Origin of the sequence: Oryzomicrobium terrae (assembly GCF_008274805.1) — a bacterium.
Lineage (GTDB): Bacteria > Pseudomonadota > Gammaproteobacteria > Burkholderiales > Rhodocyclaceae > Oryzomicrobium > Oryzomicrobium terrae.
On the sequence record NZ_CP022579.1, the window covers coordinates 107572 to 122555 of the forward strand.

At 68.6% G+C, this 14984-nt stretch carries 14 protein-coding genes; 11 read left to right on the forward strand and 3 right to left on the reverse strand.

What is annotated here, in order from left to right; translation table 11 throughout:
• The first annotated feature begins 102 nt into the window (after nt 1–102).
• The 4 genes from OTERR_RS00470 to murB all read left to right on the forward strand — a co-directional run bounded on the left by OTERR_RS00470 (nt 103) and on the right by murB (nt 3270).
• Nucleotides 103–549, forward strand: coding sequence for a hypothetical protein (locus OTERR_RS00470; protein WP_149424518.1), 447 nt, complete (start codon nt 103–105; stop codon nt 547–549).
• Between the two features lie 176 nt (nt 550–725).
• The gene (locus tag OTERR_RS00475; protein WP_054619798.1) at nt 726–1625 is read left to right on the forward strand and encodes a radical SAM protein; all 900 of its coding nucleotides are present in this window, start codon (nt 726–728) and stop codon (nt 1623–1625) included.
• A gap of 2 nt (nt 1626–1627) precedes the next feature.
• Complete coding sequence (locus OTERR_RS00480; protein ID WP_082396508.1) at nt 1628–2188, forward strand: PACE efflux transporter; 561 nt, start codon at nt 1628–1630, stop codon at nt 2186–2188.
• 14 nt (nt 2189–2202) lie between these two features.
• Nucleotides 2203–3270, forward strand: a complete 1068-nt coding sequence (murB, locus tag OTERR_RS00485) for a UDP-N-acetylmuramate dehydrogenase (protein ID WP_054619969.1) — start codon at nt 2203–2205, stop codon at nt 3268–3270.
• Here murB and OTERR_RS00490 read toward each other — a convergent pair.
• Complete coding sequence (locus tag OTERR_RS00490; protein ID WP_187775271.1) at nt 3267–3962, reverse strand: hypothetical protein; 696 nt, start codon at nt 3960–3962, stop codon at nt 3267–3269. The genes murB and OTERR_RS00490 overlap by 4 nt on opposite strands.
• Before the next feature lie 100 nt (nt 3963–4062).
• Nucleotides 4063–4920, reverse strand: coding sequence for an N-acetylmuramoyl-L-alanine amidase family protein (locus OTERR_RS00495; protein WP_246154236.1), 858 nt, complete (start codon nt 4918–4920; stop codon nt 4063–4065).
• Nucleotides 4921–5038: 118 nt separating this feature from the next.
• Here OTERR_RS00495 and OTERR_RS00500 point away from each other — a divergent pair, with 118 nt between their 5' ends.
• The 5 genes from OTERR_RS00500 to metW all read left to right on the forward strand — a co-directional run bounded on the left by OTERR_RS00500 (nt 5039) and on the right by metW (nt 10434).
• The gene (locus tag OTERR_RS00500; RefSeq protein ID WP_149424519.1) at nt 5039–6871 is read left to right on the forward strand and encodes a M61 family metallopeptidase; all 1833 of its coding nucleotides are present in this window, start codon (nt 5039–5041) and stop codon (nt 6869–6871) included.
• Nucleotides 6868–7512, forward strand: a complete 645-nt coding sequence (locus tag OTERR_RS00505; protein ID WP_054619796.1) for a c-type cytochrome — start codon at nt 6868–6870, stop codon at nt 7510–7512. The genes OTERR_RS00500 and OTERR_RS00505 overlap by 4 nt, the downstream gene beginning before the upstream one ends.
• Nucleotides 7509–7901 (forward strand): cupin domain-containing protein, encoded by a 393-nt coding sequence (locus OTERR_RS00510; RefSeq protein ID WP_054619795.1) that lies wholly within the window; start codon nt 7509–7511, stop codon nt 7899–7901. The genes OTERR_RS00505 and OTERR_RS00510 overlap by 4 nt, the downstream gene beginning before the upstream one ends.
• A gap of 684 nt (nt 7902–8585) precedes the next feature.
• Nucleotides 8586–9752: a homoserine O-succinyltransferase MetX gene (gene metX, locus OTERR_RS00515; RefSeq protein WP_149424520.1), complete on the forward strand. Its 1167-nt coding sequence runs from the start codon at nt 8586–8588 to the stop codon at nt 9750–9752.
• 7 nt (nt 9753–9759) lie between these two features.
• Nucleotides 9760–10434 (forward strand): methionine biosynthesis protein MetW, encoded by a 675-nt coding sequence (metW, locus tag OTERR_RS00520; RefSeq protein ID WP_082396507.1) that lies wholly within the window; start codon nt 9760–9762, stop codon nt 10432–10434.
• A gap of 125 nt (nt 10435–10559) precedes the next feature.
• Here metW and scpC read toward each other — a convergent pair whose 3' ends face one another.
• Nucleotides 10560–12110: a succinyl-CoA:acetate CoA-transferase ScpC gene (scpC, locus tag OTERR_RS00525; RefSeq protein ID WP_054619966.1), complete on the reverse strand. Its 1551-nt coding sequence runs from the start codon at nt 12108–12110 to the stop codon at nt 10560–10562.
• Between the two features lie 453 nt (nt 12111–12563).
• On the opposite strand from scpC, the gene OTERR_RS00530 reads away from it, so the two are divergent.
• Entirely contained in the window at nt 12564–14087 is a 1524-nt protein-coding gene (locus OTERR_RS00530) for an AmpG family muropeptide MFS transporter (RefSeq protein ID WP_149424521.1), read from the forward strand.
• Between the two features lie 20 nt (nt 14088–14107).
• Nucleotides 14108–14827 carry a uracil-DNA glycosylase family protein gene (locus OTERR_RS00535; protein WP_149424522.1) on the forward strand — a complete coding sequence of 240 codons (720 nt, stop codon included), beginning with the start codon at nt 14108–14110 and terminating at the stop codon, nt 14825–14827.
• Nucleotides 14828–14984: the final 157 nt, after the last annotated feature.

Below are 14984 nucleotides of genomic sequence, written 5' to 3' on the forward strand. Positions count from 1 at the left end.
TTCTAGCCTCCTTCCCGGGGCCGCACCCAGGCGGGCGGTGGTGAAACGCGCCCGCGTCGTCTATTCCTAGAAGTGTGCTGTTCCCATTTTCAGGAGTCCGTCATGAATCCTCCCTCCATCCCTCCGGCGACGTGTCGGCACCGTTTGTCTCACGCGGGGTGGCCGCACCTCGGCGCTACCCTGGGCCTGCTGCTCGGCCTGCTGGCGCCCCTGGCCGCCCAGGCCAAGCCCCCGTCCGTGACCCTGGCCTGCGGCGGTATCGGCGAGGAAGAGTCGAATCCGATGCTGACCGACGCCGCCAACCATGCCCTCACCATCATCTTCGCCGGCAGTGGCGGCGCCTACCTGTCCGGGGTGCAGACCCAGGTCAGTGGCCCCCCGGGCGTCAGCGCCAAGGACGACAGTTGCGGCCCCATCGGCCAGGTGGACGTGAGTCGGGCCGGGCGCTACACGGTGCAGGCCACCTATGCCGGCAAGCGCCAGGACAAGACCCTCAACCTGGCCCCAAAGGGCGGCGGGCGCCTAGTGCTGCGCTGGCCGGAGGACTGAGCGGGGCAGCAGCGGGCCGCGATGGGCAACGGAAGGCCGGATTAGGAGGGGGCGCGGCCCATCCCCTAAAATCCGGGTATCCGCCGCTCCAAGTCTCTGCGGGCCGAGTCCCCGGCCACCCCGGGAGGGGCGCCGCTGCCGGTGCGCCCCGCCGTTTGCCCCCTAGCCAAGGTTTCATGTCCGCCGCCTTCCCCCTCCGTTACGTCGAGCCCGTGTTCCGTCCGCCCAGCGAGGCGGACTCCCTGATCCTGCCCCTCACCGACGGCTGCTCGTGGAACCAGTGCACCTACTGCGAGATGTACACCGCCCCGCAGAAGCGCTTCCGCGCCCGGGACGAGGACGAGGTGATCGACGGCATCCGCCGCCTGGGGGAGTTGTACGGCGACCGGCTGCGCCGCGTCTTTCTCGCCGACGGCGATGCCCTGGTGCTGCCCACCCGGCGCCTGCTCGCCTACCTGGAGGCGATCCGCGCCCACCTGCCCGGGGTGCGCCGCGTTTCCAGCTACTGCCTGCCGCGCAACCTGCGCAAAAAGAGCGTGGACGAGCTGCGCGCCCTGCGCGAGGCCGGCCTGACCCTGGCCTACGTGGGCGCCGAATCCGGCGACGACACGGTACTGGCCCGGGTGAACAAGGGCGAAACCTTCGAGACCACCCGGGAGGCCCTGGACAAGCTCGGCACGGCCGGCATCACCCGCTCGGTGATGCTGCTCAACGGCCTGGGCGGTACTGCCTACTGGCAGCAGCACGCCGACAACTCGGCCCGGCTGATCAACGCCACCCAGCCCGAATTCCTGGCCACCTTGGTGGTGAGCTTTCCCAAGGGCGAGGAGCGCTTCCGTGCCGGCTTCCCCGAATGGCAGCCCCTGGACCTGTCCGGTCTGCTGGCGGAAATGGAGCGCCTGCTGGCGGGGCTGGAGCTCAAACGCACCGTCTTCCGCAGCGATCATGCCTCCAACTGGCTGGTATTGAAGGGCAACTTGCCGGTCGACAAGGCGCGGCTCCTCGCCCAGGTATGCAACGCCCTGGCCGCGCCGCAAGACGCACCGCTGCGCCCCGCCTGGGCCCGGGGGCTGTGACGATGGGCGCCCCCACGACCGGCAACGTCGCCGAGGCCGACCCGGCTACCCGTGCCGCGCCGCTGCGCTCCCTGGCCGACCGGGTGCGTCAGGTGGCCCTGTTCGAAGTCTTCGGCCTGGTGCTCATCACCCCGGGTTTTTCCTGGGCCAGCGGCACGCCGCTGCTCGACTCGATCGGCCTGCTTGCCGTGCTCGCCCTGGTGGCGGCCCTGTGGAACGGCCTCTACTGCACCGCCTTCGACCGGCTCGAATGGCGCCTGGCCCGCCGCCAGGCCGACCGGCGCCCGGCCCTGTGGCGCCTCGTCCATGCCCTGGGCTTCGAGGGCGGCCTGCTCGTCCTTACCCTGCCGATCATCGTCGCCTGGACCGGCCTCGCCTGGTGGCCCGCCCTGGTGGCCGACATCGGCCTGGCCCTTACCTACACGGCCTACGCCTACCTGTTCAACCTGGCCTACGACCGGGTCTTCCCCATTCCCGCGCCCCGAGCCGCCGCCACGGCGACGCCAGGGCTTCTGGCGGACACTAACACCGCGCCGGCTACCTCCGCTTCGGACACCCCATGACCGCCTCCCTCCCCATGCCCTCCGCCGCCGCGCTGGGCGTCATCGGCACCCTGCACGCCGCTGCCGACCTGTCCCGCCTCAACACCCTGGCCCTGCCGGCCATGGCCGCCCACCTGCTGACGGTGACCGAACCGGCCCAGTTGCAGGCCCTGCATCGCGCCCTGGCCGCCGACCCCGCCTTGGCCGCCCTGCCCCGCTTCGTCCTCGGCGGCGGCAGCAACCTGGTGCTCACCGGCGACTTCCCCGGCCTGGTGCTGAAGATGGCCATCCCCGGCCGCGAACTGGTGAGTGAGGATGCAGACGCCTGGTACGTGGCCGGCGGCGCCGGCGAGAACTGGCACGACTTTGTGTTGTGGACCCTGCAAGCCGGCTACCCGGGGCTGGAAAACCTGGCCCTCATCCCCGGCACCGTGGGCGCCGCCCCCATCCAGAACATCGGCGCCTACGGCCTGGAAGTGGCCGAGCGCCTGCACCGGGTCGAGGCCATCGACCTCGAAACCGGCGAGGAGCGCACCTTCACCCGCGACGACTGCCGCTTCGCCTATCGGGACAGCCTGTTCAAGCAGCAGGGTTGGCACCTCACCGGGCACATCGCCATCACCCGGGTTGTGTTCCGCCTGCCCAAGGCCTGGCAACCCATCGTCCGCTACGCCGACCTGGCCCGCTGGCTCGAAGAGCGGGGCCAATTCACCCCCACGCCCACCCAGGTGGCCGAGGCCGTCATGGCCATCCGCCGCGCCAAGCTGCCCGACCCGATGGCGGTTCCCAACGCCGGCAGCTTCTTCCACAACCCGGTGGTGGATGCCGCCACCGCCGAGCGCCTGGCCGCCGCCCACCCGGGCCTGCCCCGCTACCCCCAGCCCGACGGCCGCATCAAGCTCGCCGCCGGCTGGCTGATCGAACAATCCGGCTGGAAAGGCAAACGCCTCGGCCCCGCCGGCATGTACGAAAAACAGGCCCTGGTACTGGTGAATCTGGGCGGGGCGAAGGGCGCCGACGTGGCGGCGGTGATGCGGGCCGTGCAGGCGGATGTGGCGGCGAAGTTTGGCGTGACCCTCACTCCAGAGCCGATTTTCGTTTAATACAATTTGTACTTGGATGGAGTGTTGCTTTCTTCTTTTAGAAACGCCTCCAGTTTTGATGGTCTGGTGCTGCTAATGTTCTTGTCTGTCGTAGCCTTGGTGGCTAAGTGTTTGAACTTGAGTTTTATCATTGGTCGTTCGTCAATACGTCCAATCTTCCAGGAATAGGCGCCAAAACCCAGGGTTGGGGTGGAGGTCGCATTGTGGGAAAGAACCTCCACGTCCTTGGGTACATAAACTTCCAGTGTGCCATTAATCGTTAGTCCAAGGCTTGCCCATTCTTTTTTTTCTTTGTCCTTCAACTCGATGGACGAAATGGTCATCACCCCGGTCTTGTCCGTTTGCACAGAGAATGCTTCCATAACCTTGAGGGGTTGGCCTGCCAATTTCTCTTGCTCAATCTCTAGCTCGTAGCGGCCATTGCCTTTGTGGATAGCTTTGCGTATTTCCTTGTTCTTCCTGAAGTTGTTGGCGTCTGTTTCCAAGTTCTTCATGTCTTTTTCCGAAAGTTTCCCGCCGTGGGAAATGTGGGCTGCAACTAATGCATTCACAGCCGTTCCGGAATAGTTAAATGAATAGGCGCCATCTGGTTTTACATCTACTTTAGCCGTGAATTTCTCTGGAACTAAACATCCTGCAAGTGCTGTGATACAGGCGGCAAAAAAGGTATTTCGAAAAATTTTCTTGTTCATATAAACCCTATTTGTGCTTTGCGCTTAAATTAAGCTGCCCCGTGCGATATGGAGCATGCTTGAATTGTACGGTTTGAATATATTGTGTTCGTGTATTTTTTTACTCGGACAAACAGGTTGCCACTCCTTCCGCCAATCCCTCCGCCATCAACCCCTGTCTCCCCCGATCCCGCAACAGCAACTCCTCCTCCCGATTCTTCAACATCCCCGCTTCGAACAGCGCCGCCGGCATCGGGCTGTGGGAGATGACGTAGAGCGTGTCGTAGAAGCGCACGCCGTTTTCCTCGTCGGCCCAGGGGCGGGGCGTGCCGGCGGGGGTGGTGCCGTGGTGGGTGGCGGGGGCGAAGCCGCGTTGGCGCAGGGCGCGGCCCATGGCCGAGGCGCAGGCCAGGCTTTTTTCCAGTTGCGGGTTGCGGTGGGAGACGAAGAAGACGAAGCCCCGGTATTCGTCGGAGTAATCCAGTTGTCGGCCTTTCCAGGTCCAGGGGATGAGCTTGGAGGGCTGCACCGAGTCGTGGTGGATCGAGAGCAGGAAGGCGCTGCCGGCGGCGGCATCGACCCGGGCTTGCAGGCCGTTGCCGTTGCCGCTGGTGCCGCCATTGGTGGCGCCGTTGTCGCTGGGCACGTCGATCAGGCCGTCGAAATTGACCGGCTGCACGGCGATGCCCCGGCTTTCCAAGGCGGGGCGCAGCACCTGGGCCAGGTTCAGGTTGAAGTCGAACTCGCTGATGCCCCGGGCGCTGGTGGCGCCGGAAGCCGACAGGGAATGGCCCACGTCCACCGCCACCCGCAGCGGGGTGGCGGCCTCGGTGGGGCGTGCAGGGGCGGGGATTGGCGCCGTCGGCTGCTGGGGCGCGGGGGGCTGCCCGGTGCAGGCCGCCAGGCCCGCCAGGAGTGAGCCCAGCAGCACCAGGGCTACAATAGGGGACCGGCGCAGTCGGGTCGGGTCGCGTTCCATCTCCTTCCGGATCGCCGCGTTTGGTGCTGCAATCGCTGCGTAATGCGCGCCAAATCCCCGACGTTCGCCCTGCCTTTGGTCTTCGCTCTTATCCACGTTCTGCCCTGCCTCCCGCCCCATGTCCGCCACCGCTCCGCTCCGTTACGTCGTCACCCCCATCGACCCCACCGGCCACTACTTCGAGGTCAGTTGCACCCTACCCGACCCCAAGGTCCAGGGCCAGCGGTTTAGCCTGCCGGCATGGATTCCCGGCAGCTACATGATTCGGGAATTCGCACGCAACGTGGTCGAAATCTCTGCATCGTCGGATAACGTGCCGGTCACACTGACCAAGATCGACAAGCACACCTGGCGCGCCGGCCGGGTGCCCGCCGGCCAGTCCCTCACCGTCACTGCCCGCATCTACGCCTGGGACCTGTCGGTGCGCGCCGCCCACCTGGACGAGACCCACGGCTTCTTCAACGGCACCAGCCTGTTCCTGCTGCCCGAGGGCCATGCCGAACGGCCCTGCCAGGTGGAGCTGCGCCGGCCGGCGGGGGAGGCCTACGCCGCCTGGCGGGTGGCGACCACCCTGCCTCGGGCGAAGAATGCGGCGAATGGCGCCCAACCCTACGGCTTCGGCGGCTATGAGGCGGCCAACTACGACGAACTGGTGGATCACCCGGTGGAAATGGGCACCTTCACCCTGGCCACCTTCACCGCCGGCGGCGCGCCTCACGACATCGCCATCACCGGCCGCCACGCCATGAGCGCGGCGGACCTGGAGCGCTTGTGCGCCGACCTGGCCCGCGTCTGCCAGTGGCAGATCGACCTGTTCGGCGGCGCGCCCGGCAGTGCCGCCCCGGTGGAGCGCTACCAGTTCCTGGTGATGGCCGTGGGCGACGGTTACGGCGGCCTGGAGCACCGGGCCTCCACCGCCCTGATCGCCAGCCGCGACGACCTGCCCCACGGCCTGCCCGCGACCGGCGCCCTGCCCGAGGGTTACCTGCGCTTTCTCGGCCTGTGCAGCCACGAGTATTTCCACACCTGGAACGTCAAGCGCATCAAGCCCGCCGCCTTCACCCCCTACGACCTGGCGGTGGAGAACTACACCCGCCTGCTGTGGGCCTTCGAGGGCTTCACCAGCTACTACGACGACCTGGCCCTGGTGCGCAGCGGCCTCATCGACGAGGCCGCCTACCTGGCCCTGGCGGCCAAGAACCTCACCCAGGTGCAGAAGGGCTCGGGGCGGCTGCGCCAGAGCGTGGCTGAATCGTCCTTCGATGCCTGGATCAAGTACTACCGGCCCGATGAGAACAGCGCCAACGCCGTGGTCAGCTACTACGCCAAGGGCGCCGCCATCGCCCTGGGGCTGGACCTCAAGCTGCGCCAGACGAGCGGCGGCGCCGTCAGCCTGGACGACGTGCTGCGCCTGCTGTGGCGCCGCCACGGCCAGACCGGGGTCGGCGTGGCCGAGGACGGCATCTTCGCCGCCGTGGCCGAGGTGGGCGGGGCCGGCGTGGCACGCTGGCTGCGTGCCCGGGTCGAGGCCGCCGAAGAGCTGGATTTGGCGCCCCTGTTCAAGGCCATGGGCGTGGAATTGACCTGGGACACGCCGGCCAAGGCCCCCACCCTGGGGATCAAGCTGGAGAGCGGCGCCGCCGGGGGCGAGGCCAAGATCGCCGCCGTTTACGCCGACGGCCCGGCCCACGCCGCCGGGCTGTCCGCCGGCGACACCCTGGTGGCCTGGAACGGCCTGCGCGTCACTGCCGCCAACCTGGACAAGCACCTGGCCCGCCACCGGGCCGGCGACGCGGTGGCCCTGCACCTGTTCCGCCGTGACGAGCTGTTGGAAAAAACCGTCACCCTGGCCGCCCCGGCCGCCGACACCGCCCAGCTCAAACCTGCCCGCCGCGCCGCCCCGGCCGCCCACCTGCGCCGTGCCGACTGGCTGCAAGGGAGCGACGCATGAGCGCCCCCTGCACCCGGGGCGCCGCGCCCCAGCGCAGCACCCCCCACGGCCGCTCCGGCGCCCCAGGTCCGGGCCTCGGCATGGCCGGCCTGACCCTGCTGGCCGGCTTGCTCGGCGGCGGCCTGGCCGAAGCCGAGGACGCGCGGCGCGACAAACGCCCGGCGGCCCTCCAGGCCCAGGCCGGGCTGGCGGGATCGGCGGGGGCTGATCGAGCGGAGGAACGGGACGGCGCCGCCGTCTACGCCCAGGTCTGCGCCGCCTGCCACGGCGACGGCACCCTGGGCGCTCCCCGCTTCGGCGATGTCCGGCGCTGGCGTGGCCTGATCAAGGAAGGGCTGGACGACCTGGTGCCCTCGGCCCTGGCCGGCATCCGCGCCATGCCGCCCCGGGGCGGCGACGCCACCCTGACCGACCGGGACGTGGCCCGGGCGGTGATCCACATGACCAACGCCGCCGGCGCCCGCTTTGCCGAGCCCAGCGCCGCCCAGCTCGACCGTTGGGCGGCTAAGGCCGAGCGCCGCCTCCGCAAGGCGGCGACCAAGGCCGGCGGAGCGCCTGCCGCCGTCGCCAGCCCGGCTACCTCCGCCAACTCCGCCAACTCCGCCAACGCGGCCTCTCCGGCCCGCCAGAACACGCCATGACCGCCGCTTCCCCCTGCCCGCCCGCCCTGATCGCCTTCGCCGACCCCCTGCCCGCCCCCACCACCGACCGGCCCGCCCCGGAGCGGGTAGTGGGCCCGGCCCCGGCGCCCCTGCGCACCACCCGGGAGGCCTACAGCGCCGAGGACGGCGCCATCTCCATGGGCGAGTGGTGCTGTGAGCCTGGGGCGTGGAAGATCGCCTTCCACGCCGGCCGGCACGAGTTCTTCCACGTCCTGGAAGGGCGGCTGCGCCTGCTCGACGAGGCCGGCCATGCCCGGGAATTCGGCCCCGGCGACGCCTGCATCATCCCCGCCGGCTTCCGCGGCGAGTTCCACGTGCTGGAACCGGTGCGCAAGCGCTACGTGATGATTGACCGACCGGTGGGTTGAAGGTGGCACGGTGCCAGTGCCAGTCCGGCTGCCGGGCGTGCTGGCGGTAGCGGTGCCAACGGGGTAGTGCACCAGGCCATCGGCCGGAAACCTAGGCTGGACGCGGACCTTCGTGGCATGGCCTCGAAGAACCGCATCCAGCCTTGTTCTCCACGATGCCTGCCTGGAGATTCCCGACTGGCGCGGAGTTTGGCGATGGGGGCGTTGCCCTCTCTGCGGGGACCTCCGTGGCGGACGGGGCCGCTCCCGCTGGGCGCTTACGAGGCCGTTGGGACACGCGCGTCAGATCGCGCGGCGTCCTGCCGAGGAATTTCCGCCCCACTGGCCCGGCGCCCGAGCCGCCGCATGGGGGCATGGGCGGTGCCTGGCGGCCTGTCGTACCGCCACCTTGGCTTTGTGATCCCGGTTCGGTAGGCGCCGCAGCGCTCCTGCGCTCCTGCCGCCGCGGCTTCCCGCGCGGCCGGGGAGGCGGCCTGCCCGATCCCGGGGGCTGGCCGCATTGGTGACGCGTTGCCCACGCATTGACAGCGCGCATTTGACAGCGTTTTCCCCCGGGGAGTAAGGTTCGTCCCTCAGCGCCGATTTGATTTCAGCTTGCGGGCGCTCAATAAATACGGCTAAAGCGGGACGCGAAGAAACCCAGTCCTGGCTTGGCCGACTGGGTTTTTTGCTTTACGGGACACCATGAGCACCACGACACCTCAATCCCCTGCCGCCCCGGCCGCCACGGCGCCCGGTTCGGTGGGCGTGGTCACGCCGCAGAAGGCGGTGTTCGACGCGCCGATCACCCTGTCCGCCGGGGTCACCCTGCCCCGCTTCGAACTGGTCTATGAGACCTACGGCACCCTCAACGCCACGGCCTCCAACGCCGTGCTGGTGTGCCACGCCCTGTCCGGCAGCCACCACGTGGCCGGCGTCTATGCCGACGATCCCAAGAGCCTGGGCTGGTGGGACAACCTGGTGGGCCCGGGCAAGCCTCTCGACACCGACAAGTTCTTCGTCGTCGGGGTGAACAACCTGGGGGGCTGCTACGGCTCCACCGGCCCGATGAGCACCAACCCGGCCACCGGCAAGCCCTACGGCGCCGATTTTCCGGTGGTGACGGTGGAGGACTGGGTCGAGGCCCAGGCGCGCCTGGCCGACCGGCTCGGCATCGGCACCTGGGCGGCCGTCGTCGGCGGCAGCCTGGGGGGCATGCAGGCCCTGCACTGGACCGTGGCCCACCCGGAGCGGGTGCGCCACGCCCTGGTGATTGCCTCGGCGCCCCAGCTATCCACCCAGAACATCGCCTTCAACGAGGTGGCCCGCCAGGCCATCCTCACCGATCCGGATTTCCACGGCGGCCACTACTACGAGCACGGCGTGGTGCCGGTGCGCGGCCTGCGCCTGGCGCGCATGGTGGGGCACATCACCTACCTGTCCGACGACCAGATGGGCGAGAAATTCGGCCGCGAACTGAAGAATGGCGAGCTGCAATACAGCTACGACGCCGAGTTCCAGATCGAGTCCTACCTGCGCTACCAGGGTGACAAGTTCACCCGCTACTTCGACGCCAATACCTACCTGATCACCACCAAGGCCCTCGACTACTTCGACCCGGCGCGCAATTGCGGCGGCGACCTGCGCGCTGCCCTGGCCCCGGCCAAGGCGGGCTTCCTGGTGGTGTCGTTCACCACCGACTGGCGCTTCTCGCCGGAGCGCAGCCGGGAGATCGTCTACGCCCTGGTGCACAACGACCGGGACGTGACCTACGCCGAGGTGGACTGCAACTTCGGCCACGACTCCTTCCTTCTCGACGACCCCCAGTACCACGACGTGGTGCGGGCCTACGTCGACAACATCGCGGTGTGAGGCGGCCATGACTGCAAGCAACTCCCCCCTTTCCAGCCCTGCCGCCCAGCGCCCGGCCCCGGCCGCCGATCCCTACGCCCTGGCCGGCGGCTCCCGCTTCGACTTCGACGTGATCACCGCCTGGGTGGCCGAAGGCGCCCGGGTCCTCGACCTGGGCTGCGGCGACGGCAGCCTGTTGAAGCACCTGCGCGCGGCGCGCCGGGTGCGCGGCTACGGCGTGGAGATCGCCCCGGCCCAGGTGACCGCCTGCATCCGCAACGGCATCAACGTCATCCAGACCGACCTGGAGCGGGGCCTGGCCGGCTTCGAGGACGACTTCTTCGACCACGTCATCATGTCCCTGTCGTTGCAGACGGTGCACCACACCGAGCAGATGCTGCGCGAGATGCTGCGCGTCGGCCGGGAGGCGGTGGTGTCGATCCCCAACTTCGGCTACCACCAGAACCGGGCGGCCATCGCCGCCGGGCGCATGCCGGTGTCCGACTACCTGCCCTACCAGTGGTACGACTCGCCCAACGTGCGCTTCTTCACCATCGCCGACTTCGAGGCCCTGTGCGACAAGCTGGGCATCGCCGTGCGCGAGCGGCGCGCCTTCGCCGCCGGCCAGCCGGTAGCCGACGATCCCAACCTCAACGCCGACGTGGCCCTGTACCGCCTGGGCCGTCTCAACTGGGCGGTGTAGGTGGCGCGTTCAGGTCCTCTGCGTTACCGCATCCGCCCACTGCGGACGTGAAAAAGCCGGCCCGCAGGCCGGCTTTTTCGTTGCACGGGCCGCAAGCGCCCGGTGGGGCGCCGCGGGCCGCGGCCTCAGGCCACCTTGAGGGTGCGCTTGGTGGCGTGCATGGTGCCGGTGTCCCGGGCGCGGGTGTGCCAGGACAGGGCCTCTTCGAGAATATGCGGGGTGTGGCCGCCGCGCAGGCAGGCCCGCTCGAAGTAATCCGACAGGGCGTCGCGGAAGTCCGGATGCACACAGTTGGCGATGATGGTGCGGGCCCGTTCCCGGGGCGCCAGACCGCGCAGGTCGGCCAGGCCCTGTTCGGTGACCAGGATGTCCACGTCGTGCTCGGTGTGGTCCACGTGGCTGACCATGGGCACCAGGCTGGACAGCTCGCCGTTCTTGGCCACCGACTTGGTGGCGAAGATCGACAGGTAGCCGTTGCGGGCGAAATCGCCGGAGCCGCCGATGCCGTTCATCATGTGGGTGCCATAGACGTGGGTGGAATTCACGTTGCCGTAGATGTCGGCTTCCAGGGCGGTGTTGAGACAGATCAGGCCGAGGCGGCGCACCACTTCGGGGTGGTTGCTGACTTCCTGGGGACGCAGCACCAGCTTGTCGCGGTAGCGCTCCAGGTTGGCGAACACCTCCTTGCCCCGGGCGGCGGACAGGGTGATCGAGGAGCCCGAGGCGAAGTCCAGCTTGCCGGCGTCGAACAGGTCGAAGGTGGAGTCCTGCAGCACCTCCGAGTACATGGTCAGGCCGTGGAAGGGGCTGTCGGCAAAGCCCGCCAGCACGGCGTTGGCGATGGTGCCGATGCCGGCCTGGAGCGGCTGCAGCGAGGGCGTCAGGCGGCCGTGGCGCACTTCGTTGGCGAAGAAGTCGATCAGGTGGCCGGCGATGGCGGCGGTTTCCTCGTCCGGCGGCAGGATGTTGGCCGGGCTGTCGCCCTTGTCGCTGATGACGATGGCGACGATCTTCTCCGGCGGGATGGCGATGGCCGTGCTGCCGATGCGGTCCGACACCGAGGTCAGAGGCAGCGGGTCGCGATGGGGGCGGCGGCCGGGAATCCAGATGTCGTGCAGGCCTTCCAGGGCTAGGGGCTGGCTGACGTTGATCTCGACGATCACCTTCTCGGCCAGGATGGCGAAGCTGGCGGAGTTGCCCACCGAGGTGGTGGGGACGATGGCGCCGTCTTCGGTGATGGCGGCGGCTTCGACGATGGCCAGGTCGATCGGGCCCATCTGGCCGGTGCGCAGCAGCTCGACGGTTTCCGAGAGGTGCTGGTCCACGAACATCACCTCGCCCCGGTTGATCGCGCCGCGCAGGGTGGCGTCGGACTGGAAGGGGATGCGCCGGGCCAGGGCGCCGGCTTCGGTGAGGATCTTGTCCAGATCGTTGCCCAGGGAGGCGCCGGTGATCAGGTCGATCTTCAGCGGCGACTGGCGGGCCCGCTCGGCGATGGCCACGGGCACCACCTTGGCGTCGCCGGACCGGGTGAAGCCGCTCATGCCCACGGTCATGCCGTCTTTGACCCAGGCCGCGGCGGCTTCCGGGGTGGTGATCCGCTCACGCAGGCGCGGCAGGCGAATGCGGGCGTTGAGAACGTCCTCGGCAAGGGTCGGGGGCAGGGCTTGGGGCATCGCGGTTTCCTCCATCGTGGCCCGGGGGTCAGGGGTTGAAACTAAACGTAATCCATAATTACAACATAAGCTAAGTACTTAAGAAAACAGGTCTTATATATTACCCAATAGTAAATCGTTTGATTATGAGAGTTTTCTTATGAGCCCGCCGCCAGGCCAGGCCCAGCAAGGGGTGGCGCAACTGATGCGTCATGGCGGATGAATGGCGGCCCTTTCCCTCCCCGGCCCGATATGCGACCCTCTCGGGCGCTCGGGGCCGCGTTCTGCCCGGGCGGCCGGCTGGCCCCGTTCCCATGCCGCCGGATCGATGCCCCATAAAACCTCCCGCTGCCAGTTTCCCGCCCCCGTCGTGATTTCGCCCGCCGCCTTCGCCCCGCTCGCCCCCCCGCCACTGCCGCTTGCCCGCTCTGTCAGCTCTGCCCGCGTTGCCCGCCGTTTGCCGGAGGGCGCGCCATGGTGAGCCGTCACCACGTCGGCCGCGCCTGGCGGCTGCTGGCCATCCTCATCCTCGGCTTCGCCTCCGGGTTGCCCCTGGCGCTTACCGGCCAGGCCATGCAGGCCTGGCTGACGGTGGATGGGGTCGATCTGGCCACCATCGGCTTCTTCGGCCTGGTGGGCATCCCCTACACCTTCAAATTTCTCTGGGCGCCCCTGATGGACCGCTTCGAGCTGCCCTGGCTGGGGCGGCGGCGCGGCTGGCTGGCCCTGACCCAGTTCGCCCTGGCCGGGCTGCTGTGGTGGATGGCGACCCTGTCGCCCAGCGCCACGCCCCAGCTGTTCGCCCTGGCGGCGGTGCTGGTGGCCTTTCTCTCGGCCTCCCAGGACGTGGTGGTGGATGCCTACCGCACCGACCTGTTGCCGGAAGAGGAGCGGGGCCTGGGGGCCTCGGTGCACGTCTTTGCCTACCGGCTGGCGATGATTCTGTCCGGCGGCATCGCCCTCATCTGGGCCGGCCAGTGGCACTCCTGGCCGCGGGTCTATGGCGTGATGGCGACCATCCTGCTGGTCTGCGGCGTGCTATCCCTGGTATTGCTGCCCCGGGTGGCCTCGGCCTCGAAGCCTCTCGATTCGGACCCGCGTCGCGAACTGCTCGGTTTTGCCGCCATGATCGCCGGGGTGGTGGTGGGCTACGCCCTGGCCCGCCAGGCCCTGGTGCTGGCGGGCCTCAACCCGAACGATGCGAACAAGTGGATCCAGCTGCTGTTCGTACTGGTGGAGATCGCCGCGGCCCTGCCGCTGGCCTACTGGCTGGCCAAGCGCACCGGCTTCGAGACCCTGAACCGTTCCCTGACCAGCTACTTCGCCCAGAACGGGGCGGCGGCCTTCTTGCTGCTGATCATCCTCTACAAGCTCGGCGATGCCTTCGCCGGCAGCCTGACCACGCCGTTCCTGATCAAGGGCATGGGTTTCCTGCAGGAAGAGGTGGGCATCGCCAACAAGGTCATCGGCATCTGGCTGACCATCCTCGGCGCTTTCGTCGGCGGCCTGATCATGACCCGCCTGAGCCTGTACCGGGCGCTGCTGGTGTTCGGCGTGCTGCAACTGGTGTCCAATTTTGGCTTCTACGTGCTGGCCCTGCTCGGCAAGGGCGCCTGGGGCGCGGTGCAGGTGCCGGCCTTCGACTGGGGCTTCGTCTCGCTGCACACCCCGGCGGCCCTGGATTGGTTGCTGCTCACCGTGATCGCCGGCGAGAACATCACCGGCGGCATGGGCACCGTGGCCTTCGTCGCTCTGCTGATGGCCCTGTGCAACCAGCGCTTCTCGGCCACCCACTACGCCCTGTTGTCGGCCTTCGCCGCGGTGGGGCGGATCTACGTCAGCCCCCTGTCCGGGGTGCTGTCGGAATCGATCGGCTGGCCGGCCTTCTTCCTCTTCTCCCTCGTCATCGCCGCCCCCGGCGTGTTCATGGTCTGGTGGATGCGCCACGCCCTGGCCGCCCTGGGCCGCCCGCCGGTTCCGGTGGGCGCCGACGACTGATTCTTTCCCTGCTTTCGCCTATGTCCGCTGCCACCCTCATCACCGCCGCCCGGGATCTGTCCGCCGCCCTGGCACCGCTCACCTTCGCCCCGCCGGTGACCCACGTCTACAACCCCCTGGAGTACGCCTGGGCGCCCCACGAGGCCTACCTGCGGCGCTACGGCGAAGGGAGCAAGCGCGTCGTCTTTCTTGGCATGAACCCGGGGCCCTTCGGCATGGCCCAGATCGGCGTGCCCTTCGGCGAGATCGCTGCGGTGCGCGACTGGCTGGGCATCACCGCTCCGGTGGGCAAGCCGGCCCAGGAGAACCCGAAGAAACCGGTGGAGGGGTTTGCCTGCAAGCGTTCCGAAGTCAGCGGCGCCCGGCTGTGGAGCCTGTTCCGCGAGCGCTTCGGTACCCCCGAGGTTTTCTTCGCCACGCACTTCGTCGCCAATTACTGCCCCCTGGCCTTCTTTGCCGAGGGCAAGAACCTCACTCCGGACAAGCTGCCGGCAGCCGAAGTGGCCCCGGTGATCGCCGCCTGCGATGCCCATCTGCGTACCGTGGTCGAGACCACCGGGGCCGAATGGGTGATCGGTATCGGCGCCTACGCCGAAGCCCAGGCGGTGCGCGCCCTGGCAGGGATGGCGGTGAAGACCGGGCGCATCCTGCACCCCAGCCCGGCCTCGCCGGCGGCCAATCGGGGCTGGGCACCCCAGGCAGTGGCCGAGCTGGTGCGTCAGGGCGTCTGGCCGGCCTGAACGGTCCCAGCGCGCTCCGGGCCGGGGCAAGACGGTCAGTTCGGATCAGGATGGGATAGGCACCACGTCGGCGCGCAGCCAGGGGTCGGCGGCCGCAACCCGACCGAGGGCCGGTCTTGGCCAGGAGGCAGGCGGCTACCGCACGGGTGCGGCACAA

Excerpts from the sequence above, each read along its gene's own strand:
- OTERR_RS00470 (WP_149424518.1), top strand. The coding sequence starts at position 103 with ATGAATCCTCCCTCCATCCCTCCGGCGACGTGTCGGCACCGTTTGTCT.
- OTERR_RS00475 (WP_054619798.1), top strand. The coding sequence starts at position 726 with ATGTCCGCCGCCTTCCCCCTCCGTTACGTCGAGCCCGTGTTCCGTCCG.
- OTERR_RS00480 (WP_082396508.1), top strand. The coding sequence starts at position 1,628 with ATGGGCGCCCCCACGACCGGCAACGTCGCCGAGGCCGACCCGGCTACC.
- murB (WP_054619969.1), top strand. The coding sequence starts at position 2,203 with ATGCCCTCCGCCGCCGCGCTGGGCGTCATCGGCACCCTGCACGCCGCT.
- OTERR_RS00490 (WP_187775271.1), bottom strand. The coding sequence starts at position 3,962 with ATGAACAAGAAAATTTTTCGAAATACCTTTTTTGCCGCCTGTATCACA.
- OTERR_RS00495 (WP_246154236.1), bottom strand. The coding sequence starts at position 4,920 with ATGGAACGCGACCCGACCCGACTGCGCCGGTCCCCTATTGTAGCCCTG.
- OTERR_RS00500 (WP_149424519.1), top strand. The coding sequence starts at position 5,039 with ATGTCCGCCACCGCTCCGCTCCGTTACGTCGTCACCCCCATCGACCCC.
- OTERR_RS00505 (WP_054619796.1), top strand. The coding sequence starts at position 6,868 with ATGAGCGCCCCCTGCACCCGGGGCGCCGCGCCCCAGCGCAGCACCCCC.
- OTERR_RS00510 (WP_054619795.1), top strand. The coding sequence starts at position 7,509 with ATGACCGCCGCTTCCCCCTGCCCGCCCGCCCTGATCGCCTTCGCCGAC.
- metX (WP_149424520.1), top strand. The coding sequence starts at position 8,586 with ATGAGCACCACGACACCTCAATCCCCTGCCGCCCCGGCCGCCACGGCG.
- metW (WP_082396507.1), top strand. The coding sequence starts at position 9,760 with ATGACTGCAAGCAACTCCCCCCTTTCCAGCCCTGCCGCCCAGCGCCCG.
- scpC (WP_054619966.1), bottom strand. The coding sequence starts at position 12,110 with ATGCCCCAAGCCCTGCCCCCGACCCTTGCCGAGGACGTTCTCAACGCC.
- OTERR_RS00530 (WP_149424521.1), top strand. The coding sequence starts at position 12,564 with ATGGTGAGCCGTCACCACGTCGGCCGCGCCTGGCGGCTGCTGGCCATC.
- OTERR_RS00535 (WP_149424522.1), top strand. The coding sequence starts at position 14,108 with ATGTCCGCTGCCACCCTCATCACCGCCGCCCGGGATCTGTCCGCCGCC.